Genomic DNA, 24,869 nt, shown 5'->3' on the forward strand with positions numbered 1-24,869 from the left:
TATGTTAGAACGAGGCAAGTTTCGCTCACTCACGCTCATCAATTGGAACGGCTTTTTTGCCAGAACGTTTGATTTGGATGAGTTAGTAACGACGCTATCTGGTGGTAATGGTGCCGGTAAATCGACCACTATGGCGGCATTTATTACCGCCATGATCCCTGATTTAACCTTATTGCATTTTCGTAATACCACCGAAGCGGGTGCGACTTCAGCATCGCGGGATAAAGGGTTGCATGGAAAATTACGCCCAGGGGTTTGTTATTCAATTTTGGACGTAATGAATTCTCGCCATCAACGTATTTTAGTCGGTGTTCGCTTACAACAAATTGCCGGTCGTGATAAAAAAGTTGATATAAAACCTTTCATAATCCAAGGATTACCTACTGCAATGTTACCAACGCATATCTTGACTGAGCAAGTTGAAGAGCGTCAAGCGCGTGTGATTGGTTTAAACGATTTAAAAGATCAAGTGGATGCAATTGAAGGTGTGCAGTTTAAACAATTTAATTCAATCACTGATTATCATGCTCAGTTATTTGATCTGGGTATTATTCCTAAACGATTAAGATCATCGAGTGACAGGAGCAAATTTTATCGCTTAATTGAAGCTTCTTTATACGGTGGAATTTCAAGCGCCATTACGCGTTCCTTACGTGATTATCTTTTGCCTGAGAATAGCGGGGTGCGAAAAGCCTTTCAGGATATGGAAGCAGCTTTGCGGGAAAATAGATTAACCCTTGAAGCAATCCGGGTCACTCAGTCTGATAGTGATTTATTTAGACGGTTAATTAATGAAGCAACAGATTACGTTTCTGCTGATTATATGCGTCATGCTAATGAACGGCGAGTGCATCTCGATAGTGCTCTTGCTGTTCGGGCTGAATTATTTGATGGCCGTAAACAACTGATTGCTGCCCAAACTCGTCATGTTGAAATGGTACGAGAGCTGGATGAACAAAATGGTTCTTCGTTAAATTTAGAGGTGGATTTTCAAGCAGCCAGCGATCATTTGGGGCTTGTACAAGCAGCAGTACGCCAGCAGGAAAAAATTGATCGTTATCAGGCCGATATTGAAGAGATAACTTATCGTCTGGAAGAACAAACTGAAGTTGTTGAGCAAGCGGTCGAGCAGCAAACTGAGCTTGAAGCCAACGTTGAAGCGGCAGAATTAGAAGTTGATGAGATAAAAAGTCAACTGGCTGATTACCAGCAAGCATTAGATGTTCAGCAGACGCGTGCCATCCAATATCAAAAAGCCCAGCAAGCGCTGGAACGAGCAAAGAAAATTTGCCAATTGGCTAAACTAACGCCAAATAATGTTGAGCAATTTTTAACAAGTTTTGAGCAAAAAGAGCAACAGCATACGGAAAAATTGCTAGCACTGACTCAGAAAATCAGTGTGATTGATGCGGCCACTAACCAATTTGACCAGGCCTATAACTTAGTTAAAAATATTGTTGGCGAGGTAAAACGAGATAAGGCGTATCAAAAAGCTCGTGAACTATTGCGCGACTGGGCTTCCCAGCAACATCTTGCTCAGCGCATTGAGCCGCTACAAATGCAATTAGCCGAACTGGAGCAAAAACTGAATAGTCGGCAGGATGCTGAACGTATTTTAGCTGAATTTTGCCAATATTCTGAGCAACAATATCAACCCGATGAACTGACGACATTACTTGAACAATTAGAAGCACAGCAAGAAGAACTAAGTATTTCTGTTAATGAAAGTAATGAGCATCGCATGTTAATGCGGCAAGAACTTGAGCAGATCAAACAGCAAATTCAGACGTTAACCCAAAAAGCACCTATTTGGCTAGCAGCCCAAGATGCGCTTAATCAATTAACCGCACAGGCTAATGATAGTTTTAGCCATAGTCATGAAATTACCGAGCATCTACAGCAATTATTAGAACAAGAACGGGAAATAACCGTTGAACGCGATGAAGTCGCCAGTCAAAAGCGTGAATTAGAGCAACAGATAGCCCATCTTAGTCAACCCAGTGGTGCTGATGATAATCGCTTACTTGGCTTGGCTGAACGTCTTGGTGGTGTTTTGTTATCAGAAATTTATGATGATATTACTATCGATGATGCGCCCTATTTTTCAGCGCTCTATGGTCCAGCCAGACATGGTATTGTGGTTCCTGAACTAGCAAAAATTCAGCCACAATTGAATGAATTGATAGTCGAATGCCCGGATGATGTCTATTTTATTGAAGGCGATCCGCAATCTTTTGATGATAGTGTGTTTCATGCGGAAGAATTTGATCAGGCTGTATTAATTCGATCTTCAGAGCGTCAATGGCGTTTTTCTCGTTATCCTGCAGTCCCCTTATTTGGTCGGGCGGCACGTGAAAATCAACTGGAAATGTTGAACCAGCAGAGAGATAGCTTAGCTGAACGCTATGCAACTCTCTCTTTTGATATGCAAAAATTACAACGTGCTCATCATGCATTTAGTGGTTTTATTGGCAAACATCTGGCGGTGGTTTTTGACGCTGATCCAGAAGCTGAAATTCGTTCTTTAAACCAACGTAGAAATGAACTAGAGCGCCAGTTAGCACAATTTGAAGATCAGACACAACAACAAAAAAAGCAACATACTGCGATCAAAGCGCGGTTATCCAGTTTGAACCGCTTGTTGCCACAAGTTAATTTGCTAATGGATGAAACGCTAGTCGATCGCATTGCAGAGATCCGTGCAGCGCTTGCAGAGGCCGAAGAAGCGGGGCATTTTTTGCATAAACATGCAAAATCGTTGGCCAAGTTAGAACCGATAGCTAATGTCTTGCAAAGCGATCCTGAACAACATGAGCAATTGCGTAATGAATATGAACAAGTCAAACAGTTACAGCAACAATCGAAACAGCAAACGTTCGCTTTAATTGAAGTTTTACAACGTCGAGCACATTTTAGTTATAGCGATTCGACCGAAATGCTGACAGAAGATACTGATTTAAATAATAAACTCCGACAGCGTTTAGAAAAGGCAGAAAAAGAGCGTAGTCAGACACGGGAACAACTAAAGCAGCAACAAAGTAAAACCGCGCAATTTAATCAACTATTAGCTTCATTGCGTAGCTCTTTTGAAACTAAGCAGGATATGCTAAGAGAATTAGAGGCTGAAATAAAAGCGATTGGCGTTCAGGCAGATAGTAATGCAGAAAAACGGGCTCGTGAACGCCGAGACCAACTTTATGCAGCAGTAAATGCTAATCGCTCGCGCATCAATCAATTAGAAAAACAGATCGCATTTTGTGAAGCTGAAATGGACAATTGGCAGAAAAAATTACGTAAATTAGAGCGGGATTATTACCAACTGCGCGAGCAGGTTGTATCAGGTAAATCCGGTTGGTGTGCTGTTATGCAAATGGTCAGGGACAACGGTGTTGAGCGTCGTTTACATCGGCGTGAATTGGCTTATATGGATGGCGATAGTTTACGTTCGATGTCAGATAAAGCGCTAGGCGCGCTTAGACAAGCGGTCGCGGATAATGAACATTTACGGGATGCATTACGTGCCTCTGAAGATCTTAAACGGCCTGAACGCAAAATAGCGTTTTTTATTGCGGTTTATCAACACTTACGTGAACGTATTCGACAAGATATTATTCGCACTGATGATCCGGTTGATGCCATTGAACAGATGGAAATTGAATTAGCGCGTCTAACCGAAGAACTGACCGCTCGTGAACAAAAATTAGCCATCAGTGCTAAGAGTGTGGCAAATATTATCCGTAAAACAATTCATCGTGAGCAAAATCGGATTCGCATGCTTAACCAAGGGCTACAGTCAGTTGCTTTTGGCCAGGTAAATGGGGTTCGACTTAATGTTAATATTAGACAAAGCCATGAATCATTACTTGATGTATTGTCAGAAGAGCACGAACATCACCAGGATCTGTTTAAAAATAAAAATCTGACATTTTCTGAAGCGATGGCAAAACTTTATCAGCGTTTAAACCCTCAGCTAGATATTGGGCAACGCCTGCCACAAACCATTGGCGAAGAGTTACTCGATTATCGTAATTATCTGGAACTGGATGTTGAAGTTAATCGTGGTTCGGAAGGTTGGCTCAAAGCAGAAAGCGGAGCACTATCAACGGGCGAAGCGATTGGTACAGGCATGTCAATTTTGGTGATGGTGGTACAAAGTTGGGAAGAAGAATCACAACGATTAAGGGGTAAAGATATTTTACCATGTAGGTTTTTATTCCTGGATGAAGCGGCCCGATTGGATGCTAAATCGATTGCAACCCTGTTTGAACTCTGCGAACGATTAAAAATGCAATTAATTATTGCTGCGCCTGAAAATATCAGTCCGGAAAAAGGGACGACTTATAAGCTGGTACGGAAGGTATTCGGCCAACAAGAACATGTGCATGTTGTTGGTTTAAAAGGTTTTGGCCAACAGGACGAGCAGTTAAAAATATCATCTGCTGTCACTTAAATTCAAGTCAAAAAAATTATTTTTATATTTTAATAACCGCTATTTCATGATAGCGGTTTTTTTATAAAAGGTTTGTTTTAAAAGTAAATTATGTATTGCAATTGAAAATAAAGTGATCGAAGATTATATTTTAAATATAGCGGATTGGTAATTTAATTTTTTAATAAGTATTAAATCTAAAATTTATGGGATTTTATTTTAAATGAAAATTTACTTTGTCAATACAGGTTTAAATTAATTTATAAACATGATTATTTTTTAAATATAAAAATTATTTATTTTTGTATCAAATAATAAATATCTATCAACAATAGCCGTTAACCGTCATCGATAGTCGATATTTAATAATTAATACTATGTTTTATATCATTTTTATTTTCCATCTCAGTATATAATAGCTGTTTTTAGTCACCTATTATAATCCTTGTGTCATGAAATTTATGTACATATTGGTGTACATGAAATATCATAAAAAGATTGGACACAAGGAGAAAAAAAAGATGGCGGTAAGTGATTCATGGTTAAGAGCGGTAAATGGTAAGCCACAAGCTAAAATGGTGACTAAATCAGACAGAGAGGGGTTATCAGTTCGCGTAACACCAAAAGGTAAAGTGATTTTTCAATATCGCTATCGTTGGCAAGGGAAAGGTGATCGGATAGATATTGGAACGTATCCGGCAATCAGTTTAAAAGATGCGCGGGATAGTGCGCTTTTTTACCGTGGTGAATTGGAGCAGCATAGAAATCCTAAAGTGGTTAAACGCACTCGGAAGCAACAGTCGATTGATGCGCAAACCGTTGAGTCGGTTATCAGAGATTGGTGGGAAAAATCGCTTAAAAATGCACAGATAAAAGCGGGTGAAATATTACGGTCATTTGAAATTTATGTTTTCCCCAAGATAGGCAATTTGCCTCATGATGAAACGCATTTGCATGTCTGGTTATCGCTAATTGAAGAGGTGGTAAAAGCAAAACCGGCTATAGGAGCACGGATCTTGCTTTATACCAAAACCGCGCATCGGTGGGGGATACGTAGGGGAGTCATCAGTTTAAATCCGCTTATCGATGTGACCGCCCAGGACTTGGGGGTGATAAATCAACAGGGCGAGAGGGTATTAAGTGAAGAAGAACTCAGAGTGTTATTTGCGTTAATTGATGCCCCAGACTATAACCCTAGAAACGCCTTGATAATCAAACTGGCGTTGTTGTTTGGCTGCCGGATAGGGGAATTGCTAAAAGCGAAAATGGCCGATTTCGATTTCACTAAAGGAATATGGACAGTGCCACCTGAAAATCATAAAACAGGGCGAAAAAGCAAAAAGCCCATTATCCGGCCTATTATTCCAGCGGCAGAGGAATTGATAAAAACGGCTAAAAAATTAAGTCATGGCAGCGATTATTTGTTTATTGTATCGGAAGGGAAACCTTTGTGTGTCAGTGGGCATATTAGTTTTATTAGCAATCTCAACAAAAAAATGGCGTTAAAATTTGAAAGCTATACTCACTGGTCAATTCACGATTTACGTAAAACCATGCGTACGGGGTTGCGGAGTTAACTCAACCCCATGTTGCTGAAATCATGTTAGGACATAAATTACCGGGGGTTTGGCAGGTATACGATAAGCACACCTACCTAGAGGAGCAGCGAGAGGCTTATGAGCGCTGGTGGAATAAAGTTAATCAAATCGTTTACCCATCTCCCAATCCATAATATCCTGCCGGGCAAAATTAAGCTCATCAGACCTAAACCGAGGGCGTGGAAAACCTTCCCTCCGTTGGTATCCGTTACCCGCCCACAGTCTGATAGTGTGAGTTGACACTCTATACCTTTTTGCCAGTTCACTGGTTTTGACAAAAGGGGATTCATTCATAGGATTTTCTCCTTTATTACATCTTTACACCTGTTTTTATATACAGTGATTGATTTTTTTGTTACGATTTTCTTTGTTGTGTGTTTGCTATTCACAACGTGATTTTCCCTGGTGTTGGCCAGCCTTGTGCTGGTCTTTTTTAATAGCTAAATGCTTACCTTTCGATATTGCTAATTAGAGTAGGAAAATTCAGGTGGGATAATGCTTATTCTCTTTATGCTACTTCTTCAAGGTATCGAGAAATACCCCCAAATAAACCATAAGAGCTGGCACTATGATAGTGCCAATAACTAGTAGCTCTTGTCCGCCTAAATGAATATTGCCTAATTCGCCACGTTTAAACCTGATTTGCGGGTCAATGACGACATCGGCATGGGCAATCTGACCAACAATGAGTTCGAAGGCGAACGCTGCGCTGATAAAAAGTAACGTAGTGATTAATAATTTGATGATGTTAAGTTTCATGGTTGAACCTTTGTAAAATTAGCTTATTTCTTAACGCAAATCGCTTTGGCATCTATATCTTTGAAAGTTTCCAATTCACGCTGAAATTGTTTAGCGGCGAATTGGCACATATTTTCAGTGTCGAATTCCTGAGTATGAACACTTGCAAAGTCACTTGAGGCATAAGGGCTGGCGTACATGGCTAAGATTAAAATCCACATGGTGAATTCTCCATTGTTAATGAGAATAGTAATGCTAATGATAACTATTTGATATTAATATATAAATTTTTGTAAATTTAAGGTTGATTCTTTATTTCTCTTCTATGCTTATTGCAGATGGTAATTTTTATTCCTTTCACGTTTTTTCGTGATTAAACTCATTTTCTCCTGGTTTAAGTCGTCGCCAACTTGTTTGAGTTGGCATTTTTTTATTTCCTTCTCATCGCTTCCAGTAATAAATCCTGTATTGCCCGTTTTGAATTACGGCGCGCCATCACCACTTCATCGAGGGTATCTTTAGCGACTATATGGTGGACAAAGACAGGACGATTATGTCCAGCTTGCGCTTGACGGGTGGGGCCGATACGTTCGATAATTTGCTGGTACTGCTCCAAGTCCCACCAGTGGGAGAAAAAAACCAGAATATTACCGCCGTCCTGTAAATTTAAGCCGTGTCCACAGCTTGCAGGATGGGCAAAGAGCATCGGGATTTTGCCATTATTCCAGTCCGTAAGGGTTTGTGGGTTAGCGTCTAACATTTTGCCTTTTGGAAATGCTTTTAACAGTCTTTCAAGATCATGTTTCCAGTGGTAAGCAACCAGTACAGGCATTCCTCCGGCTTCATTGACAATACTTTCCAGCGCCTGGATTTTGGCATCGTGTATTTCTGTCCAGTTGTGATTGTCATCGCTATAAATAGCGCCTGCTGCAATTTGCAAACATTTTATTGTTTTGGCAGCAGCATTTAACGCTTCGATAGCGCTATCGCCCAACTCAAGAAACAGTTCTTTTTCCATCGCCTGATAGTGCGCTCGTGCTTTTACAGGTAACGTAATGTTGATAACGTTGTGTATCGGCTCTTCGATATCAAACCAGTCAGCGGCGTTAAGGGATAAGGTGACATCCCTGAGAGCTGCCTGAATTTGTAGATTAGCAAATCCTAAAGGCTCAAATTTGCTCCATTGTTGCCCAGGAAATTGGATACGATTAAACCAGCGAGACGTAAACGCATTATGCGTTCTGCCTAGCCGTTCGCCCTGGTCAACAAACCACGCTTGCCCCCATAAGTCCATCAGGCCATTGGGTGAAGGTGTGCCTGTTAGGTTTACCCATCGATGAACCGATTTATGGGCGATTTTGGCAAGGGCTGCGGTGCGTTTACCCCCTTTGCGTAGCCGGAATGATTTTAACCGAGTGCTCTCATCGGCAATAATCGTACCAAAAGGCCAATTTTCTCCGAGGATGTCAACCAGCCAGACGAGATTGTCATAATTGATAGTAAATACGCTGGCATGGGTATTTTTGAGTGCTGCCATTCGTGATTTGGTGGGGCCAATGATGGGTTGCACTTCGATATTATGGAGATGGTTCCATTTAAGCACTTCATCCGGCCAGGTGGATTGGGCTACCCGTAAAGGGGCTAATACCAATGTGGGTTTGGTTTCACTGCCTGCAAGATAGAGATTTTCTAAAGCTGTCAGTGTGGCTGCTGTTTTGCCCATCCCCATTCCCGCCCATACATTTGAGCGTTTGATATCGAGTAGGTGATTGATAATGAGGTTTTGGTAAGGTCGAGGGGCAAAGGTTTTAGCGATTGTCTTTTGTTCAGGCGACAATCTGGATAGTTTTGTCATGGGTATGTAATCCGTTCCAGTTCTTTTTCATGGGGAGTTTGTCAGCCAGATACTGGTCATAAAGTCGCTGTGCCCCCTTTCTCAGCAAAACAGGGCGATAGCTAATGAAACTATTCGCACCATGAGGGCTTATTTCGTTTTGCTTTTCGGTTAAATATTTATCCCGAGCGGTAGCGGCAACACGCCAGCGTAAATTGTTACCGGACTTACTTTCGTTATAGAGCCATTTAAGTCCTGCCAGAAAATGATTTATCTGCTGACTGTTTACCCCGTTAAGCATTTTGCTAAATTGGGTAGGGGTCATACCTTCTTTGAAGAGATTTTTAAGACAATCGTTTTCGGTTTCAAGTTGTTGAACCTGTACACCTAATAATTGAACTTTTTTATGCTGAGCAGCCCATGCGATTGCTGATTCAGTAGGGTCAAGGAAATTAGGTAAGCCTAAAGTTGTTGGGTCATTCGGTAGTAATTTTTGATTAAAGTAAGCAGATTCCATTTTTTCAAAGAAAGACCAGGCTTCATCGGTATCAACAATTTTTGACATGCGAGCTGCGCCTTTTTCTGTATATAAGGTAATAGCCCGTGCTTTGTTCGAAATTTGTGCGTAAATATTATTTACTCGCAAATGTGCTAGCGCTTCCCCCGTAACATTGAAATAGTGAATACCTTCAATAAAACGAGATTTATTATTAGATAAATTCATTCTGATATTTGAGGCTTCAGTGCCATAACCAGAAGCGAGAGTTTCAGTCGTCACAACACGAACATTTTGCCACTCAATAACGGGTAATTGATTTGAATCGATAGTAATTAATTCAGTTTTCATCGTGATTGTCCTCTAGTGAGTTGTGTATGATGTAGGTTGAGTTACAAAGAGCTTAAGACCGTCGATAATCACTTCATCGATAAAGTTTTGTATCCATTTTTCATCTGCTTGTTGTTGTTCTTTTGCATCGTTAGCATTGTAAAAAAACCAGACGGGTAAAAATCCTTCACCTGGCTTTTCTTGCATGATTGGATTTTCAATTTGATGGGCAAGTAGGTTTTCAATAACCTCTCTGTCTAATTCGATCGAAACATTGTGATATGTGAACAAGTAGTTACCATTTGAACTAAAACCAAAGCGTTCATAACAAGAAAGAAGGTAACGGGAAGCAAAGATACTTCGCTTTGTTTTCACCATATATTCTGCAAATTCCATTTGTTCTGTTTTTGTGAGTTTTTTATTTTTATTAAAGCGCTCAGTCTCGAGTAACCATTTAGGGCAATCAGGGGCGATATTTTTCAATTTCTCAATAATTTGCTCATCGGTTAAATCTTGCATATAAAAATTCCTCAATAGTTAAATTGATGAAAAATTGCCCCTATAAAAAGGGGCGTTAAGATTAATTAGTGGCGTTCTAAGAAATGGGTCAATTCACCTTCGTACCAGTGATCGGTGCGTGCGGTGATTATTCCGATTTGTTGATGGTGGAAATGTTCAAAAAGCTGTTTGATCTCCGCTAACATGGTATCGATACAAAAAAAACTTCAGGGGAAAATCGGCGTTGAATATAAAATTTGATTAAAAATCTATAACATCAAAATCATCAATAATATTTCTAACCGTTCTTGCGATAAAAAGCCCTATTATTTGAACATCTGGAATATGTTGCTTAATAACGGTTTTCATCGCCTTATAGTGACTACCAGCGGTTAAAATATCATCAAAAATAATTATAGTAGATCTAATATCATTGGCTAAAGAGCCATGGAATTCATAATTATTTGCTAATTCTTCACAAGATGGTCTATTTGAAGAATTATGTGATGCTGTTAAGGTTTCTCTTTGTGTTATTAGCTCTCTAAAGTCAACAGTGGAATTTATTTTTTTACATTCATCAAGGATGTTAATTAATCTATCATCATATTTGGGATCTAATTTACATCTAGATGGTGGGACAGGTACAACTGTACATTTAAGCAAATAATCACGATATTCAGATAAAAAAGAAGCTATTTGTTTAATCGCTCTTTTCTTGTATTTATATTCAGGTTTATCTTTTTTTAAAACATCCTTTTTTAAATTAAGAATCAAATTGTTAGTATTACTGAAAGCAAATCCTTTTTCCGCTGTATACTCTCCAAAATAAAGACAGATATCATCTTCAGTTAAATGAAAATGATGACCAAGAGTAAGCTCATCTATCTTTTGTAATAGAAATGTCACAGATTATCCTTAATATCTTGGTAGTTCTTAACTCTAATTGCACCACGAGCTTCATATTTTTCAGGCCAAGATATTGTACTATTTTTGAAACAGCTATCCAGTATAAATAATTTTCTACCCTGATCCAAAGCTGCTCTGGCTTGAGTCAAAGTTCCTGACGTATCGGATGCTTCTACAATAATTGTCGCTTCCGATAAAGCAGACATAGTAGCATTGCGCTCAGGAAAAAATAATCTATTAGTACGATAATCTTGATCTAGATAACGTTTGAACGGTACCTGACTGATCAATAAATAATTTTCTCTAATCCGTTGTTGTAACTCAATATTCTGTTTTGGATAAAAATGTGATAACGGCGTGCCAATAACTGCTATAGTATTCCCTCCAGCATCCAATGCTGTTCTATGAGCCTCAGTATCAACACCTTCAGCAAGACCGGAAACTATGGTAAAATTATCTTCTATAAGGCATTTAACAAGCTTTCTTGTTCTTTTCTTACCTTCTTCAGATACCCTACGAGAGCCAACAACTGCAACGCTGCGAGTATTTATTAGATCCCACCATCCCTGATAATAAAAAACTTCTATCGGATGTTTAGCATCCCTTAATTTCTCGGGATATTCATTAGCTCCATGTATTCTAATTCCAAAATGCTTAACCTGAAATCGGTCAAAAATATCTTTTAAGATCTCCTTAAATTCTTTTCTTACATTCTCAGTAACCATTCTTGATGGAATGGTATCAGGATATTTTCTAAATCTGTCTGCAATAGACCTGAATGTAGCTCCATTTTCAGACCACAAAGCTTCATAAGCTGCCATTTCTTCAAAAGGAGATATGACATGATCAAAAGAATCTAACGAACTGAAATTAAGCTGCATGTGTAACTGCTCTCCTTATGCAAAAATAATTAACTAAAAAATAATAAAAATATGTGGATTCTACAAGAAATAAATTGTTTTTAAGGTATCAATCCACAACAGGTAAGATGCTGCTTAAATCCTGACTGTCCAGTACGATGACCTGATGGCCTAGGGCAAAAAGCCGTGCGTGTTCGCGTAATTGGTAGGGGGTAGGTTTTTCGCCTGGGGCTTTACATTCCACAAAAATAATGTTGCCATTGGGCAGGGCGACTAATCGGTCAGGTACGCCTCGTCGCCCAGGCGAAACAAATTTATAGGCAATGCCACCGATTTTTTGCACTTCACGCACCAAATGTTTTTCGATACTCTCTTCCCTAATTAACCGCATGGATACTTCCTTTTTATGTCTTCCCGTTTTATTTGCATAATGCAAAAATCGGCGCGGTTCTCACTCCAGATACGGTTATTGCGATTGCGCGCCAATCGGTTTGCCTGTGCCCATGCGCGCGCTGCTTCATGGTATTGCCCTGACTGCTCAAGGTGTACCGCGTCCTGTGCAGCCTTAAAATAAAGGGGGCTGTCGTTTTTTCTAAAGGCCATGATGTTTATTTTATCCTGTGTATTATTTATTCCTTGCGATAGCGATAAGTCTCAAACCCCGCTGCACTAAGCGGTAAATCAAAAGCCCAGTCAGGCTTGGCACTTAACAGTGCGCTTAACCCCTCAGCGGAAAATTGTGGGGTATCGGGCGCTTCGCTGATAATCTCATCGTGGACGGTTAGGACAATCTCATAACCCGCCTTTTCAATAGGCGGCATGTTATAGGCTAATACATCGCGTGCAGCGGCCTGACAGATATTTTCTGTAATTTTCCCCCCGTAGGTTTTTAGCCTTTCCCATTTACGGCTGTAGGGGTTAGTCCCCATGTAGGTAATCTGTCCATTCTCTATTCGCGCAGAAGGGTAACAAAGACTCCGTCCTGATGGTAGACAAATCCTAAGCCAACCTTTATTTCGCCGGACGTTAAGTTTACGGCACTTAAACGGTATCTCAGGTGATTGAATGGCCTTTTTTACGGCGTCTTCAATATCGTACCAGAATGATACGGTTTGTGGATGGGCATTGCGCCACATGCGCTTAAGGGCATCGCAGGTAACAAAGACTTTTTCGCTCAGGCCATAAGTTTTATCTGTTTCAACAGATTTTTGATACCAGCGTATCGCCTCTCGTTTAACGTCAGGCGGGATGTTAGGTAATGCCGCTTCCGCCAGTTCCGCTAAGTCAAGGCCATAGGCGAGGGCAAATGTCAAAAATGCCGCAACCCCACCGCCATAGCCTAATCCAAGCTCCATCACCTTACCGATTTGTCGTTGAGCTTTAGTGACGTTTTTAGGTAATAGATTAAACGCGCGCGCATAGGCGAGTTTATAGAGGTCATCGCCTTTGCCGTTATCGAACTCGCTAAAAGCTTTGACTTTCCAGTTTTCGCCCGCCAGCCATGCCAACATGCGACCTTCAATATTGGATAAATCGGAAATAACCAGCTTCTTACCCTGCGGGGCAATAATACATCCTCTAAGCGCAGAACTGGTCAGTTGCATAATGTCATCGCAAATCAGCTCGGCGCAACCCGCTTTTAACGCTTCAACCCCCTCATCAATGGTTTTTTGGTCAAGCGTGGGTCTGGGGAGATTATCCGGTTGAAAAATCCGCCCCGCCCATCGTCCAGTACGTGAAGCGCCACAAAACTGTTTGGTTCCTCGAAGTCGTCCATCTACACTCACCGATTTCAACAGCGCTTTATATTTACTGGTGCTGGTTGTGCACGATTGCAGACGGACTGACAGCAGTTCACGTAAAGCCCGTGGAATATCAGGGTCATTAACGCGTCGCTGTAGCGTGCTGGCTTGCATATCCGGTAACGTGATGCCAAATGCCGAGGCAATATGCTGTAATAGTGCATCACGTTGGGTTGCGGACTGTACGGTGTTATCCGTTAATTGCCGGGTGACGGCTGATAACCGCTTTTGCTCGTTTTCAACGGCGGTTAAGGCGCTTTTGGCCAACTCAACGTCCATACCCATTCCACGGCGATTAATCTTTTTGGTCTAACTGCCATAATTGGGTTTCGTCCACACTCATATTCCAACGCGGTAAATGCTGATAAATCTCACGCATGGCTAAAATATCAGAACCTGCGTATTGCTTAAAACGTTGCCATTCTTCGAAATGTGTTAACACCGTGGCGCGTTGTATTTTGCTGTTTTTTAGGGCGCGGTTTGCAAAATAGCTGTATGAGCGCTTTACCTTCTTTATCTTTGGCTTTATCGCTATTGACGTTGAAGATATCGCAAAGCGAACCCAGTGCGCCAGGTAAGCAATGTGCCAGTGCTTGCACCAGCGTATCGTGAACGCGGGATAAGGGTAAGTCGATATTTAACACTTTGCTTAAAATCACCGTATCAAACATCCCCCCATTATGCCAAACGGTTAAAATTTCAGGGTCATCGAGGTAGGCTTTTAAATCCTTTGGCATCGTTTTATCTTCAGTCACATCCCAAACCTTTACGGGTTCATGATTGTACGCATACGCAAAAAGTAATATTTCTGCATTTTCAGCATAGCGATGTGTGCCACAATTAATCGGAATATCGCTGTAGGTTTCTAAATCGCAAAATAGTAAATTTTGCATAATCTATCCTTATCAGGCGGTAACGGAAAAACGCCCCATTTTAGGGTGATACCACTGACTGCCGCGTTTCTCAGACTCAAGCATCATCTTATCCAACGCGTTTTTAAATGCCGCTTCATCAACCACCGACATTTGCGTAATTTGGCCACCTGGCGCTACATGGGGCACTTTTTTGTAAGGTACATTCCAAGCCATTACTAACTGCCGACATTTCGCATCGCTTAAGCCATATTTTGTTTTCAAATAGTTGTAGCCTTGGAAACCAGTGGGTATCGTGCCTTGTTTGATGTGTTCGATTTCTTCTGAGACTTGCTCTACCTGATGCTCGATACTCTTTAACCGACGCTCCTGTGCAACGTTCGCTAATGCCATTGCTGCAATAATTTCATTGGCGCTTTGTGGTTTACTTTGCTGCTCCAATTTATCAATCAGTGAGCGGCGAACGGCTTTCGATTCACGCGCGGCAACACGAAGTGCTTGTTTAAGCGTCATTTCGATAACTTCTGATTCTGTGTTGTTCATTTTTTGCACTACACTTTTTGTGTAGTACTCTCCTTCAAGCTCATCCTTAATTTTTTCAATAAATTTATTATTCCTGATCGGCGGTTCGCCGTGTTCTTTTCGTGTTTCGTTAACCATGCTCAGTAATTGTTGTGAGTCAATTTTTTCACCGCCGGACAGAGTGACATTTTGTGTGTTCATTAAATTTTGCATGTAAAAATTCCTCAATAATGAAATTGATGAAAGATTGCCCCTATAAAAAGGGGCGTTAAGATTAATTAGTGGCGTTCTAAGAAATGGGTCAACTCACCTTCGTACCACTGATCGGTGCGTGCAGTGATTATCCCGATTTGTTGATGGTGGAATTGCTCAAAAAGCTGTTTTATTTCCGCTAAAACGGTATCGATATTCTCACGCTTACGTAAAAGTCGTTTGATAACCTGTTTTTCTGCGTCGTTGATAATTTGGTGCAGTGACTCGGTAATATAATAAATACGGCGACACTCATCAGCCATTAACGGGATATGCGCTACCTGAAAACGCTCTGGTGATGCTGTGCCAGTTACTTCGCGCAACGCCAGCCACACCGCATTACTCCACGAACGCTCAAATCGAAAACCATTTGTCATACACCAGACTAAATGTGTCAGGTTACGGGTGTCTGAATGGCTAAAACGCTCTGAGGCTTTTGGATGGGGTTGAGGATGCTCATATTTGCCAGTTTTGCGGATTGATGGAAGGACTTCATTAAACACCCAATCCTGAAATTGTTTTGCTTCCAGCTTATTGCTACGGAAAATAACACGATAAAGATTAGGTTCGTTTACAAAAGCAAATTGCCGTCTCTGCCCATCTGACCTAAGGTAGATTTTTTCTACCCCAGCTTTATCTAACTGTTTTGAAAGCAAATCACTTGAGTTTATGACTGTCAAAGCTTTACAAACATCATTAAGGCAGAACCATGGTTCAGAATTAATAATCTGAACACGCACATCGTAGATATTGTTAAAATAAAATGATCTGAGTTGAGTATTCATTTTTACATCCTATATCAATTGTTCAATATCACCCATTGTTCGGATGGGCGGTCGGGTACTTGAACACCGGATATAGACGGCCAACAGTTTTCCCCAATAGGGTGTTGTATATACTGTTCGCTACCCGACCATAACAATCTATGGACGTAAAAAAACCGCATTACTTTCGGGAGCGGTATCCGCTATATCAAAAGGTGTGTTCAGCACCTGATATAGAATATAGCGCATGATTTCTTCTTTCGTCAATGGATATCGTTAGGTTATACTTACCAAAAAGGAGGATTCCCTATGGGTCAAGTTGCATTTGATACACAAGAGTTTGTCGAAACACTAGAGAATGCAGGTTTGCCAAAAGAAAGCAAAAGCAATTTCTATTGCTGTACGTAAGTCACATGAGGTTGCTGATGTAGCGACCAAAAGAGATTTAGAGGATGTTCGTAAAGAAATAGATACAAGATTCGATAAGCTTGATGCCAAAATAGACTCACAGATATCACTAGTTCGCAAAGACTTACAACTGGAAATGTCAGGCATTCGCGCTGAGCAAAAGTTAATGCGCTGGATGTTAGGCGCGGGTATTTTAGGTATCCTCTCTCTGGTGGTAAAAGCGTTTTTGATGCCAGCACTATAGTTACTATCATGGGTTATTAGCTCAGTGGGTAGAGCAGTGGACTCTTAATCCATCGGTCGCAGGTTCGAGTCCTGCATAGCCCACCATTTTACCGATGGCTTTTTGCCAATCGTTTATTCTCTTTTCTCAGGTACTGGTTTTCTTCTGCCAGTAGTTGGATCATATTGATTAATGTTCTGGTTTCCTCATCAGCGTAAACGGGTTGTTCCAGGTTAAGCAGATAATGGTGGTTGTTACTGGGATTAGTAAGTGCAATGGTTTCACTCATATTATCTAATTTCATGTTTAACTCTCCTCAAGGAATATAGCGCGATGCCTGATTATTTCACCACCTCAGGCGGCGGTAGTTTCCCTGGTGTTAACTTGCCAATAACTCTTCTTCCTCAGCCATGCTCAGGTCGTCAAATTCGTCAACGGAGGCCACACTTCCACCGCTAAATGCATCACCATCCCGGAAAAACTGAACGCCTCTTAATGACGCTGAAACGCCTTTACCATTATTGTCATAGGCATAAAACTCAATGGTGGCGTTAACGTAGCAGCCTGAGTAGGGGCGACCATCCTGTGCGGTTAACGGTGAGGTATTGCGGTCAATGACTAATGGGCGGGATTTATTACTGGCGCTGATATACAGGTTTCCGGCGTAGCCGTCGTATTCTTTATTGTCGCCATCGCGTAAGCAAAAATGGTTAGGATTATTGCAGATGTTATTATAGATTTTTTCGATATCCTTGGCGCCCCATTTTTCCCCAATCACACGTTTGATACCGGTTTTAATTTCCTCAATCAGGTCAGTACGACTTTTAGCGATAAGGAAAGTGGCGCGGTATTTAAATTCACTCTGACCACTAAATTGAGAGGGTTCAAACAAATCAGGAAAAGCCAGACGTACGTTGTTTAATTTGATTTTCATCACGTTACCTTTTAATTAGATGGATTTATCAACAAGTGATGCTTCGGTCACATCGTCAAAGTCGTTTAAGGGGTTAGTAATAATGGCAGGTCTTGGGTCAGATTCCGGTGCGATGACGGGTTTACCGTCTGCTCGTTCAATAAGTGCTTCCAGTTTTGCCCAGCGACTCGGTTTGTCTTTTTTAAGCAATTTTTCAGCCTGTGGTGGACTGATAATTTTCTTGTGGTAGATTTGTTCCTGTTTAAGTTTGGCGCCTTTTAACAGCGCTTCGGCTTCACGCTCATCACCCCAGGTGCGATTACCCTGTTTGCCAGTCACCAGTTTAAAGCCCGGTACTGATTGCCCGTTGTGTAATGTTTCGGCGACCCGATTTCGTAGGGCTTTACAAAAGTTCTCTACCAAATCAACATGCTGGTAGAGTTTTGCCATTTGTGCAGGGGTTAGCAGCGTAATGCGTTTGATAGCATCACTTAGTTGGGGGTTCAAAGGTTGAGTTAAATCGACAAAATCGCCTCTGACTTCATTATGGATAAATTGCGCCTGAGCAAAACACAATCCGCCTTTTGCTTTGCAGAACTGGCATTGCTTGATACCCGGTGAAAACGCACTATCCGGTAGCGCATCAAGCCCGTTGCGCTCGGCGAGGGTTACCATCTCCATGGCTTTTTTCGCGCCTGATTTAGCCTGTTCGCCAAATTCTTTTAAATCCTCAACCGATAGCGCCCATTCAGACAGATGGTTAAGCCTGGGTTGATGGATGAAAAGCCGAACCGTTTTGAAATCATAAACAAGGTCAAACTGATATAAAGCGCCCAGCGCATAAAGCATGAGCTGCTCGTTGTTCGGGGCATCCACTTTAACGCCTTTACCGTATTTTAGGTCATGGATTTGTAGCTCATCCTCGCTGATAATAATCGCATCGGCGGTACCAAAAGAATTCTCTACGCCAATGACCGCTGAAAAATCCACCCGTTCTTCAACCTGTAGGATTTTCCCGTCCGCTAGTTGCCAGACGGTATCAACATAGGTCTGGACGTGTTCAATCATCTCTTCATCCACTTGTGGCGAATTAGCTTTCAACAAGGGATATGTGCCGATATAATCCTTTGCATCAAAACCGTAGGTTCGTCTACACCCTTCGCTAAACGGGTTTTGACGCATTGTTAGGATACTTTCCGCTAACGCATGCGCCGCGCTGCCTTATTCCGCAAATGGCGATGTTTTATCGGGTAAGGTGGCTTCTACTGCGAGACTGGCGCTACATCTCATCCATCTATGTGCTGAGGAGGGGGAAAGTTTTGCATGTTCAGCCATCACTACCCTCTGCGTTATCATCGGCTAAAACGCGTTGGGCTTTCTTGATAAACTGAACCAGATTGTCATCAGGAATATCACCTAGCCTTTTAGCGTTGAATTCATCGAGTATTTTAACGACTTCATTCCGATAGCCTTTTTTTGCCAATTCAGTGATCAGTTTTGAAGACTTAGTTCGTGGGTCTTCAGCTTCTACCAATTTCACTTCCGCCGGTGTAGGCAATTCACGCACTAATGACAAGGCAAATTCGCGACGATCGGTAATGCCAAAGAGATTATCCCAATTAGCCAACGTTTTTAGGCATATCGTAAAAATTTTAACTTTGGGAAGAAATGTCACCTTAGGTAATCCATTTAAGGCGCAATAAAGTGCATCAATTTGTCCGGTAACACTATTTGCTTTCTCAGATGCAAGCGTTGCGGTGGCTTTAGCGACTTGCGTACTGTCAGGTTTAAGCGCTTTGTCACCAAACAAGACGGATAGGGCGACGACGTGACGCAAATCAAGCGATTCAATATCAACCGGTTCGGGCTTAGGTTCAGGTTCAGGCGCTACTTTAGGGGTTTCAACAATCGGTTTAACGGCTTTAGCAGGTTTGGTTTCTGCCCGAAGGGTTTTAACCTTTTTCTCGGCGACAACCGGTGTTGGTTTGTCTTCAGCGCTAGCGGGCACTTCGATAGTAATTTTAGGCTCAATCACTTCTTGAGGCTCAACCATAGCTGATGGCACGACAGGTTGAGGCTTAACGTCCGGTGTGAAGGGTTTTGGTTTGTTCGCCCTTGTCGGTTCATTTGGGTCACTCGGGTCATGTTCAGTATGTGCGACCAACTGACTAATTAACATTTTATGGGCTTCGGCCAGTTGATTGTGCGCCATGATCATTTGCGTGTGGTTTTCTGCCAGTCTTGCCAGCAGGGGGCTATTTGCGGTAAGCATAATGCGTTGACCTCAACGGTATATAGTGACAGGGAACTGGTGATTGCCATTGCGTTTTAGCGCTTCTAATTTTTGTACATAGCGTATGCGCCGGACGTTGTTGTTCATCGGAAATCGCTCCGATGACAGGATTTTTGCTTTTTGCATGGTGGTTTTTCCGATGGGATGGACTAGATAGGGTATGCCTGATATTTCTGGCGCGTCAGGCAGCAGTGGTTTCTCTTGTACCCCTACAGAGAGAAATAAGCTAAAATAATCTCACCCTTACAGAGTGAGAAAATTAAGCCTATGAACAACACTTGGTGGCAGGAATTTGTTCGTTTCTTCCTGCAAGGAATAACCCTAAATCGGCTGATTTATATGCTTATTATTTTTGTGTTGTTAATATTCATCACGCCCGCATCAATAAAAGACTGGATTAATTCCAGTAGTCCAGAGATTTTTTCATCTTACTGGCTTTATTTTGTTTTCTTTCTTGTGAGTTATGTTATTGCACAATTAATTAGTTTTCTGACAGTGTTTACTAAACGAAGGTTCAGGAATTTGATTGAATGTCCAAACAGGGCTGCAATATTAAATACATTAACACACGATGAAATTGATTTACTTAAGCATATTGTTAGGTCTGGCGAGATTGTTGAATTGCCAACGCAAAACGAAACTGTCAAAGGGTTTATAAGAAAAGGCATAATCGCTTATTATGATTATCCTGATGCTCCGATGGTTTTTACTGGGGATGAGAAACAGCTTTTCAAACTAACTAACTATTACAAAAATATTTTAAAGTTTGTAGATATTTAAGTTATTTTATTGAGGGAAAAGTCCGCCATTCAATCTCCTGAAGCAGATGAGCACTAACTAAAAACACAGTGCTAACCGATTCTCTATCAAAAAACCTAATTGATAGGTGCTTATTTTTATCAACCATTAGCGGTTACTCCAAAATATTAATAGGTTGTTGTAATGCGCTAAGGCGGTTTTTTGCGTAGCCAGCCAATCCTCAAGTTCTTCACTGCTTAAATTCGGGTTGAAAAAATAAGGTTTTTTATTCATGAATTTATATCCTCGGCTTAACTGTCATCACCGTCTGTAAGTGGCTTCTCAGAAATACCTAACCCCTGAAAATCTTCCGGATTAAGCCCGGAACTACGTAAATGGAATAACATTGAACAAAGCTGCGACTGGTATTGATTGGCGCTTGAAAATAAACTGGACATTGGGCTTTGGCGAAGTGATCTTGGAAGGCGCTCATTAACCCCCCCCTAAACGCATAATTTGTTGTTCAAAATGTTCTGCACATCCTGAAATATAAAATAGTCGCTCTTTTAAGTCAGAAAGGGTGGCTAATTCTGTTTTCAGCCACTTAATTAACGCTTCAAGACTTAAGCTAGCTGTGTAAATAAAGGGTTCATTGCCATAGTCCTGTGTTTGATCCTCTTCACTTTTCAGCTTGAAGTCATCATCATCATAATGATTATTTGAACGGGTTGATTGCATTTTCTTAACCTCAGATGGTAGAGATAGATTACTGTCGTCACTCACCATAGGCCACTTCGCAAAATGACCTATAATTAGTGTTTTTTGCGTTTACATTTCTTTCTCTGTCAGTGTTGCCCTTTCACGACCGTTATTCTTTACGAAACAGTGCTAATCTTCTCGCCAATCGGATCGCGTTTAGCGGTACATCGCATTTAATGCGCAGGGGTCTATACAGAAAAATCTGTGCTGTTCCGACTTTCTAAATTGTTAAGGAGCGGATGTTCATATTTCTTACATAACTCAATGTTAGTTTTATATAACATAGCTGTCAACTATTTTTGTTAATATTAGTTACCATTAAATGTAAAACGAAAACTCTGAAGAAGATATATCAGCTTTTTAGGTGGGTAAATTTGATATGATATTTATCTTGATTGTCTATTGATTCGAATTCTCTTTTTAGCAAGCTGTTCAAATAGTTGGTCGTAATATTGTTTTTTTTCTCTCAGCGATTCAACTAATTCTTCTTGTTCACTATCGGGTAATTCGTCGAATAAATCTAATAACGTTTTTTGGAGATCGGAGAGTTTTATTGGTGCTTCCGGTAGTTCACTCGCTGATATAGGTAAATTTCCCTGTTCTTCAAAGAGCCATGATGGTTCGCAATGTAATGTTTTAGCAAGAGCCATCAGATTTTCTCCTTTCGGTGTAGACTCATTTCTTTCCCATTGAGATATTGAAACGTGAGCTATACCTAATATAGACGCTAAAGCACGCTGAGATAATTTCAATTCTTGACGACGTGCTTTTATGCGTTCTCCTAATGTTTTCATATTCACCTCTTGTTAAATTAAATGAACAAATGTTGATTTCGTTTTTGTTAACTTATATAGTAAGGATAAGCTAACAAAAGTTAGTTTAACCTAACATATGCCATTAAGTCAGCTAAACATCAATTTAGAGGTGATTATGTATAAAAGTTATGTGATTAAATACTTTAATAGCGCGGCCGCTTTAGCAAGGACATTAAACATTAACCGAGCATCTATCAGTACTTGGAATGAAATTATTCCTGAAAAAAGGGCGCTTCAAATAGAACGTATTACCGCTGGAGCTCTAACTTATGATCCAGCCCTATATATAAAATCTCCATTTACCCAAAATAAATCTAGTAAAACTGAATACTGCAATAAAGAAACTAATATTGGTCTGGCGAAATGTGAAAATTTTTAAGGGATCTTGGATGTGCAACAATCTTGGCTATCCGCCAAAAACTAATTCATAAAACCTTAAAGGCCAAATAACCCATGCAAATCAATTATTCTGTCGGGCGTAGTGTGAGTGATCAGCGCCCGAGTCCTGCTGTTGCGGGCTCTTTTGCCGAGTATCAGCAGGCGATCAAAAAATTAACCAAACGTATTAATATTAGTCCCTTTGATACAAAAGCCATTTTCGACAAAAAGAAAAAAGCCCTTAATTATATCTGGGGTGCAATGAAAAATGCCAAGAAAGGGCGTAACGCACTTAATGCGGGTAACCGCAGCGTGTTATGGCTTGACATGGATGGGTGTACCCTGGATGCGTGGGAAATGCTTACAGGCATTCTCGGATTTTATCAATGTTTTGCCTATACCACCGCAAGCCATGAACATCCTGTTGCGCAGGGTGAACAACGCTGGCGTATTGGTTTTTTGTTATCCCGTGAGGTGACTGCATTAGAGTATGCACAACTAGGACCACGGATTGAGCAGGAGTTGATGGATTGTTTCGAATTGCTCAGCGATTTGGCGATTAAGTGGGATCGCTCTGTCTATGAGCCTTCGCATATGGTTTTTGCACCGCATGAAGGGGCAAAGTATGAAAGTTTCGAAGGCACAGTGGTTGATGTTGATACGCTTTTAGCCTCCGATAATACGCCTGTTATTGAGCGGGTTGATCTCCCTAAGCCTGATAATGACGATTTAACCCGTCTAGTCGATTTGCAAAATATTAATGACCAGACGTTTGAAGATTTACGATCCGCACTATGGTATCCGAAAATGTTAAACCAGGCTGAGAACTACCCTTCATGGGTGGATATGGGCAATCGCCTCGCCTGGTTTAAAGACACACACTTTGAAGATGAAGCTAAAAAGATGTGGCTTGATTGGTCTTCTGCCGTCGATAAAGGAGACATATCCGCTGCCGAAGCCAAATGGCCTGAACTACGTGCTGAAAGAACAGGCTATCAAGCGATATTCAGTTTAGCGCAAAAAGCAGGATGGGTAAATCCCGGTGCCGAGCGATTGAAAACAGCGGTTGCTACAATTGATGAGTTCGAAGATCTAACAGACCCTACTGAAAATTCAAACTGGCCTACGTTTAAACGCAATAAAACGTCAGGCCAAATAGAAGCGACCATTGACAATGCGGCTAAAGCGGTTATGTGCCCTGATTTTGTCGGTGTAGAAATTCGGTTTGATACTTTCCGTGATGAGATCATGTTTGCGCCTGTTGGCACTAAAGCATGGCAAACCTTTACTGATGCTGATTATTCCCGATTGCGTATCACAATGGAAAAACGAGGCTTCAAAGCGGTTGGACGTGAGTTAATCCGTGATGTGGTATTACTGGCTGCGGATGAAAATCCTTTTGATTCCGCCATGGAATGGCTTAAAAGCCTCGAATGGGACGGTATACCGCGTATCGAAAAGTTTTATCATACCCATTTTGGCACTGAGGATAGTGCTTATACGCGTGCGGTATCGCGCTATATGTGGACAGCCCTTGCGGGACGCGTGTTAAAGCCCGGTATCAAAGCGGATATGGTGCCGATCCTAGTAGGTGCTCAAGGTGCTGGAAAATCTTCTGTCGTGGCAGCGTTATCCCCTGATCCGGCTTTTTTCACTGAAATTTCCTTTGCTGAAAAAGATGATGATCTGGCGCGTAAGATGCGCGGTTGTCTGGTGGCAGAAATTAGCGAATTACGCGGACTGAATACGAAAGAACTGGAATCCATCAAAGCCTTTGTCACGCGGACACATGAAAAGTGGATACCCAAGTTCAAAGAATTCGCCACCCAGTTTCCTAGACGCTCATTGAGTATTGGTACGACAAATGAAGATGAATTTTTAGGCGATAAAACCGGTAATCGTCGTTGGCTGCCTGTTGAAGTTGGAAAAATGGATGTAGAAGGTATCAAAAAGGATGTGATTCAGTTTTGGGCGGAAGCGCGAGAGCTATTTACCAAAACAGGGATTCAATTTAAAGAAGCAGAGCAATTGGCTAATCAGGTACATGAAAAATATTTTATCAAAGATGCATGGCAGGAAATTATCGAGCGTTGGTTAGATGAACCGGATTTAATGACAGGCCAAAAACCACGGGCACGGGAATTTTTACGTTCTGCGGATATTTTGCGTGAAGCATTGAACCTTGAACCGAAAAATATATCGCGAAGGGAACAAATGCGAATTGGCAATGTTTTATTAAATTGTGGGTATAAACAAATTTTGCGTCGCGTTGATGGAAAAGTTTGCAGGGTTTGGGAGCTGAGTAACAACCTGCAACGACCTGTAACGACCTAAAATCCGTCAGGTTGTTACACTATTAATCTATTTAATATCAATAGGTTAAAGTTAGTGTAACAACCGTAACAACCTTTTTTGAAATCAATACGCGCGTTAGTAATATA

At 41.2% G+C, this 24,869-nt stretch carries 23 protein-coding genes, 1 tRNA gene and 4 pseudogenes; 7 read left to right on the forward strand and 21 right to left on the reverse strand.

Annotation, left to right across the window (positions count from 1 at the left end; all coding sequences use genetic code 11):
- Nucleotide 1 precedes the first annotated feature (1 nt).
- Together mukB and ArsFIN_RS06195 are read left to right on the forward strand one after the other, a co-directional pair.
- On the forward strand, nucleotides 2-4,450 hold the full coding sequence (gene mukB, locus ArsFIN_RS06190) for a chromosome partition protein MukB (RefSeq protein WP_026822366.1): 4,449 nt from the start codon (nucleotides 2-4) through the stop codon (nucleotides 4,448-4,450).
- A 500-nt stretch (nucleotides 4,451-4,950) separates the two neighbouring features.
- Nucleotides 4,951-6,161, forward strand: a pseudogene (locus ArsFIN_RS06195) (tyrosine-type recombinase/integrase).
- On the opposite strand, the gene ArsFIN_RS06200 reads toward ArsFIN_RS06195, so the two are convergent.
- From ArsFIN_RS06200 to ArsFIN_RS06255, 13 genes and pseudogenes are all read right to left on the reverse strand, one after another.
- Nucleotides 6,127-6,321, reverse strand: a complete 195-nt coding sequence (locus ArsFIN_RS06200) for a hypothetical protein (RefSeq protein ID WP_135677566.1) — start codon at nucleotides 6,319-6,321, stop codon at nucleotides 6,127-6,129. The pseudogene ArsFIN_RS06195 and the gene ArsFIN_RS06200 overlap by 35 nt on opposite strands.
- Nucleotides 6,322-6,540: 219 nt before the next feature.
- Entirely contained in the window at nucleotides 6,541-6,786 is a 246-nt protein-coding gene (locus ArsFIN_RS06205) for a hypothetical protein (RefSeq protein WP_135677567.1), read from the reverse strand.
- Nucleotides 6,787-6,809: 23 nt separating this feature from the next.
- Nucleotides 6,810-6,986, reverse strand: a complete 177-nt coding sequence (locus tag ArsFIN_RS26240) for a hypothetical protein (RefSeq protein ID WP_167876666.1) — start codon at nucleotides 6,984-6,986, stop codon at nucleotides 6,810-6,812.
- Nucleotides 6,987-7,195: 209 nt separating this feature from the next.
- Nucleotides 7,196-8,620, reverse strand: coding sequence for a DEAD/DEAH box helicase (locus ArsFIN_RS06210; protein WP_246067195.1), 1,425 nt, complete (start codon nucleotides 8,618-8,620; stop codon nucleotides 7,196-7,198).
- Entirely contained in the window at nucleotides 8,592-9,446 is an 855-nt protein-coding gene (locus ArsFIN_RS06215; RefSeq protein WP_135677568.1) for an ORF6N domain-containing protein, read from the reverse strand. Before ArsFIN_RS06215 ends, ArsFIN_RS06210 begins: the two co-directional genes overlap by 29 nt.
- Nucleotides 9,447-9,458: 12 nt before the next feature.
- Nucleotides 9,459-9,944 carry a hypothetical protein gene (locus ArsFIN_RS06220; RefSeq protein ID WP_135677569.1) on the reverse strand — a complete coding sequence of 162 codons (486 nt, stop codon included), beginning with the start codon at nucleotides 9,942-9,944 and terminating at the stop codon, nucleotides 9,459-9,461.
- A gap of 240 nt (nucleotides 9,945-10,184) precedes the next feature.
- Nucleotides 10,185-10,829: a hypothetical protein gene (locus tag ArsFIN_RS06225; RefSeq protein ID WP_034250355.1), complete on the reverse strand. Its 645-nt coding sequence runs from the start codon at nucleotides 10,827-10,829 to the stop codon at nucleotides 10,185-10,187.
- Complete coding sequence (locus ArsFIN_RS06230) at nucleotides 10,826-11,710, reverse strand: DNA-processing protein DprA (protein ID WP_026824038.1); 885 nt, start codon at nucleotides 11,708-11,710, stop codon at nucleotides 10,826-10,828. Before ArsFIN_RS06230 ends, ArsFIN_RS06225 begins: the two co-directional genes overlap by 4 nt.
- Nucleotides 11,711-11,798: 88 nt before the next feature.
- Nucleotides 11,799-12,080 (reverse strand): PDDEXK family nuclease, encoded by a 282-nt coding sequence (locus ArsFIN_RS06235; RefSeq protein ID WP_135677570.1) that lies wholly within the window; start codon nucleotides 12,078-12,080, stop codon nucleotides 11,799-11,801.
- A complete protein-coding gene (locus tag ArsFIN_RS06240) occupies nucleotides 12,071-12,292 on the reverse strand; it encodes an ANR family transcriptional regulator (protein WP_135677571.1) in 222 nt (73 codons plus the stop codon). The genes ArsFIN_RS06235 and ArsFIN_RS06240 overlap by 10 nt, the downstream gene beginning before the upstream one ends.
- A gap of 26 nt (nucleotides 12,293-12,318) precedes the next feature.
- Nucleotides 12,319-14,384, reverse strand: a pseudogene (locus ArsFIN_RS06245) (DNA polymerase).
- Between the two features lie 12 nt (nucleotides 14,385-14,396).
- Nucleotides 14,397-15,098: a hypothetical protein gene (locus tag ArsFIN_RS27230; RefSeq protein ID WP_246067193.1), complete on the reverse strand. Its 702-nt coding sequence runs from the start codon at nucleotides 15,096-15,098 to the stop codon at nucleotides 14,397-14,399.
- Nucleotides 15,099-15,163: 65 nt separating this feature from the next.
- Complete coding sequence (locus ArsFIN_RS06255; protein ID WP_026824058.1) at nucleotides 15,164-15,922, reverse strand: BRO-N domain-containing protein; 759 nt, start codon at nucleotides 15,920-15,922, stop codon at nucleotides 15,164-15,166.
- A 288-nt stretch (nucleotides 15,923-16,210) separates the two neighbouring features.
- Here ArsFIN_RS06255 and ArsFIN_RS06260 point away from each other — a divergent pair.
- Nucleotides 16,211-16,553 (forward strand): annotated as a pseudogene (locus ArsFIN_RS06260) (hypothetical protein).
- Between the two features lie 10 nt (nucleotides 16,554-16,563).
- Nucleotides 16,564-16,639: transfer RNA gene (locus tag ArsFIN_RS06265), tRNA-Lys, on the forward strand.
- 2 nt (nucleotides 16,640-16,641) lie between these two features.
- Here ArsFIN_RS06265 and ArsFIN_RS06270 read toward each other — a convergent pair.
- The 5 genes and pseudogenes from ArsFIN_RS06270 to ArsFIN_RS28140 all read right to left on the reverse strand — a co-directional run bounded on the left by ArsFIN_RS06270 (nucleotide 16,642) and on the right by ArsFIN_RS28140 (nucleotide 19,864).
- Nucleotides 16,642-16,836, reverse strand: coding sequence for a hypothetical protein (locus ArsFIN_RS06270; protein ID WP_026824018.1), 195 nt, complete (start codon nucleotides 16,834-16,836; stop codon nucleotides 16,642-16,644).
- Nucleotides 16,837-16,911: 75 nt separating this feature from the next.
- Complete coding sequence (locus ArsFIN_RS06275) at nucleotides 16,912-17,466, reverse strand: DUF2815 family protein (RefSeq protein WP_135677572.1); 555 nt, start codon at nucleotides 17,464-17,466, stop codon at nucleotides 16,912-16,914.
- 15 nt (nucleotides 17,467-17,481) lie between these two features.
- Nucleotides 17,482-18,801, reverse strand: a pseudogene (locus ArsFIN_RS06280) (DUF2800 domain-containing protein).
- On the reverse strand, nucleotides 18,773-19,717 hold the full coding sequence (locus tag ArsFIN_RS06285) for a hypothetical protein (RefSeq protein WP_135677573.1): 945 nt from the start codon (nucleotides 19,715-19,717) through the stop codon (nucleotides 18,773-18,775). The pseudogene ArsFIN_RS06280 and the gene ArsFIN_RS06285 overlap by 29 nt, the downstream one beginning before the upstream one ends.
- 12 nt (nucleotides 19,718-19,729) lie before the next feature.
- Nucleotides 19,730-19,864: a hypothetical protein gene (locus tag ArsFIN_RS28140; protein ID WP_276489415.1), complete on the reverse strand. Its 135-nt coding sequence runs from the start codon at nucleotides 19,862-19,864 to the stop codon at nucleotides 19,730-19,732.
- 141 nt (nucleotides 19,865-20,005) lie between these two features.
- On the opposite strand from ArsFIN_RS28140, the gene ArsFIN_RS06290 reads away from it, so the two are divergent.
- Nucleotides 20,006-20,518, forward strand: a complete 513-nt coding sequence (locus ArsFIN_RS06290) for a super-infection exclusion protein B (RefSeq protein WP_135677574.1) — start codon at nucleotides 20,006-20,008, stop codon at nucleotides 20,516-20,518.
- 126 nt (nucleotides 20,519-20,644) lie between these two features.
- Here the strand turns inward: ArsFIN_RS06290 and ArsFIN_RS28145 are convergent, their stop codons facing one another.
- From ArsFIN_RS28145 to ArsFIN_RS06300, 3 genes are all read right to left on the reverse strand, one after another.
- Complete coding sequence (locus ArsFIN_RS28145; protein WP_276489381.1) at nucleotides 20,645-20,770, reverse strand: hypothetical protein; 126 nt, start codon at nucleotides 20,768-20,770, stop codon at nucleotides 20,645-20,647.
- Between the two features lie 198 nt (nucleotides 20,771-20,968).
- Nucleotides 20,969-21,214: a hypothetical protein gene (locus tag ArsFIN_RS06295; protein ID WP_135677575.1), complete on the reverse strand. Its 246-nt coding sequence runs from the start codon at nucleotides 21,212-21,214 to the stop codon at nucleotides 20,969-20,971.
- A gap of 407 nt (nucleotides 21,215-21,621) precedes the next feature.
- The gene (locus tag ArsFIN_RS06300) at nucleotides 21,622-22,029 is read right to left on the reverse strand and encodes a helix-turn-helix domain-containing protein (protein WP_034250518.1); all 408 of its coding nucleotides are present in this window, start codon (nucleotides 22,027-22,029) and stop codon (nucleotides 21,622-21,624) included.
- 136 nt (nucleotides 22,030-22,165) lie between these two features.
- Between ArsFIN_RS06300 and ArsFIN_RS06305 the strand changes: the two genes are divergently transcribed.
- Nucleotides 22,166-22,429, forward strand: coding sequence for a Cro/CI family transcriptional regulator (locus ArsFIN_RS06305; protein WP_081700730.1), 264 nt, complete (start codon nucleotides 22,166-22,168; stop codon nucleotides 22,427-22,429).
- Between the two features lie 74 nt (nucleotides 22,430-22,503).
- Entirely contained in the window at nucleotides 22,504-24,762 is a 2,259-nt protein-coding gene (locus ArsFIN_RS06310) for a virulence-associated E family protein (protein ID WP_135677576.1), read from the forward strand.
- The last annotated feature ends 107 nt before the right edge of the window (nucleotides 24,763-24,869 follow it).

The sequence above is a fragment of the Arsenophonus nasoniae genome, assembly GCF_004768525.1.
GTDB lineage: Bacteria > Pseudomonadota > Gammaproteobacteria > Enterobacterales > Enterobacteriaceae > Arsenophonus > Arsenophonus nasoniae.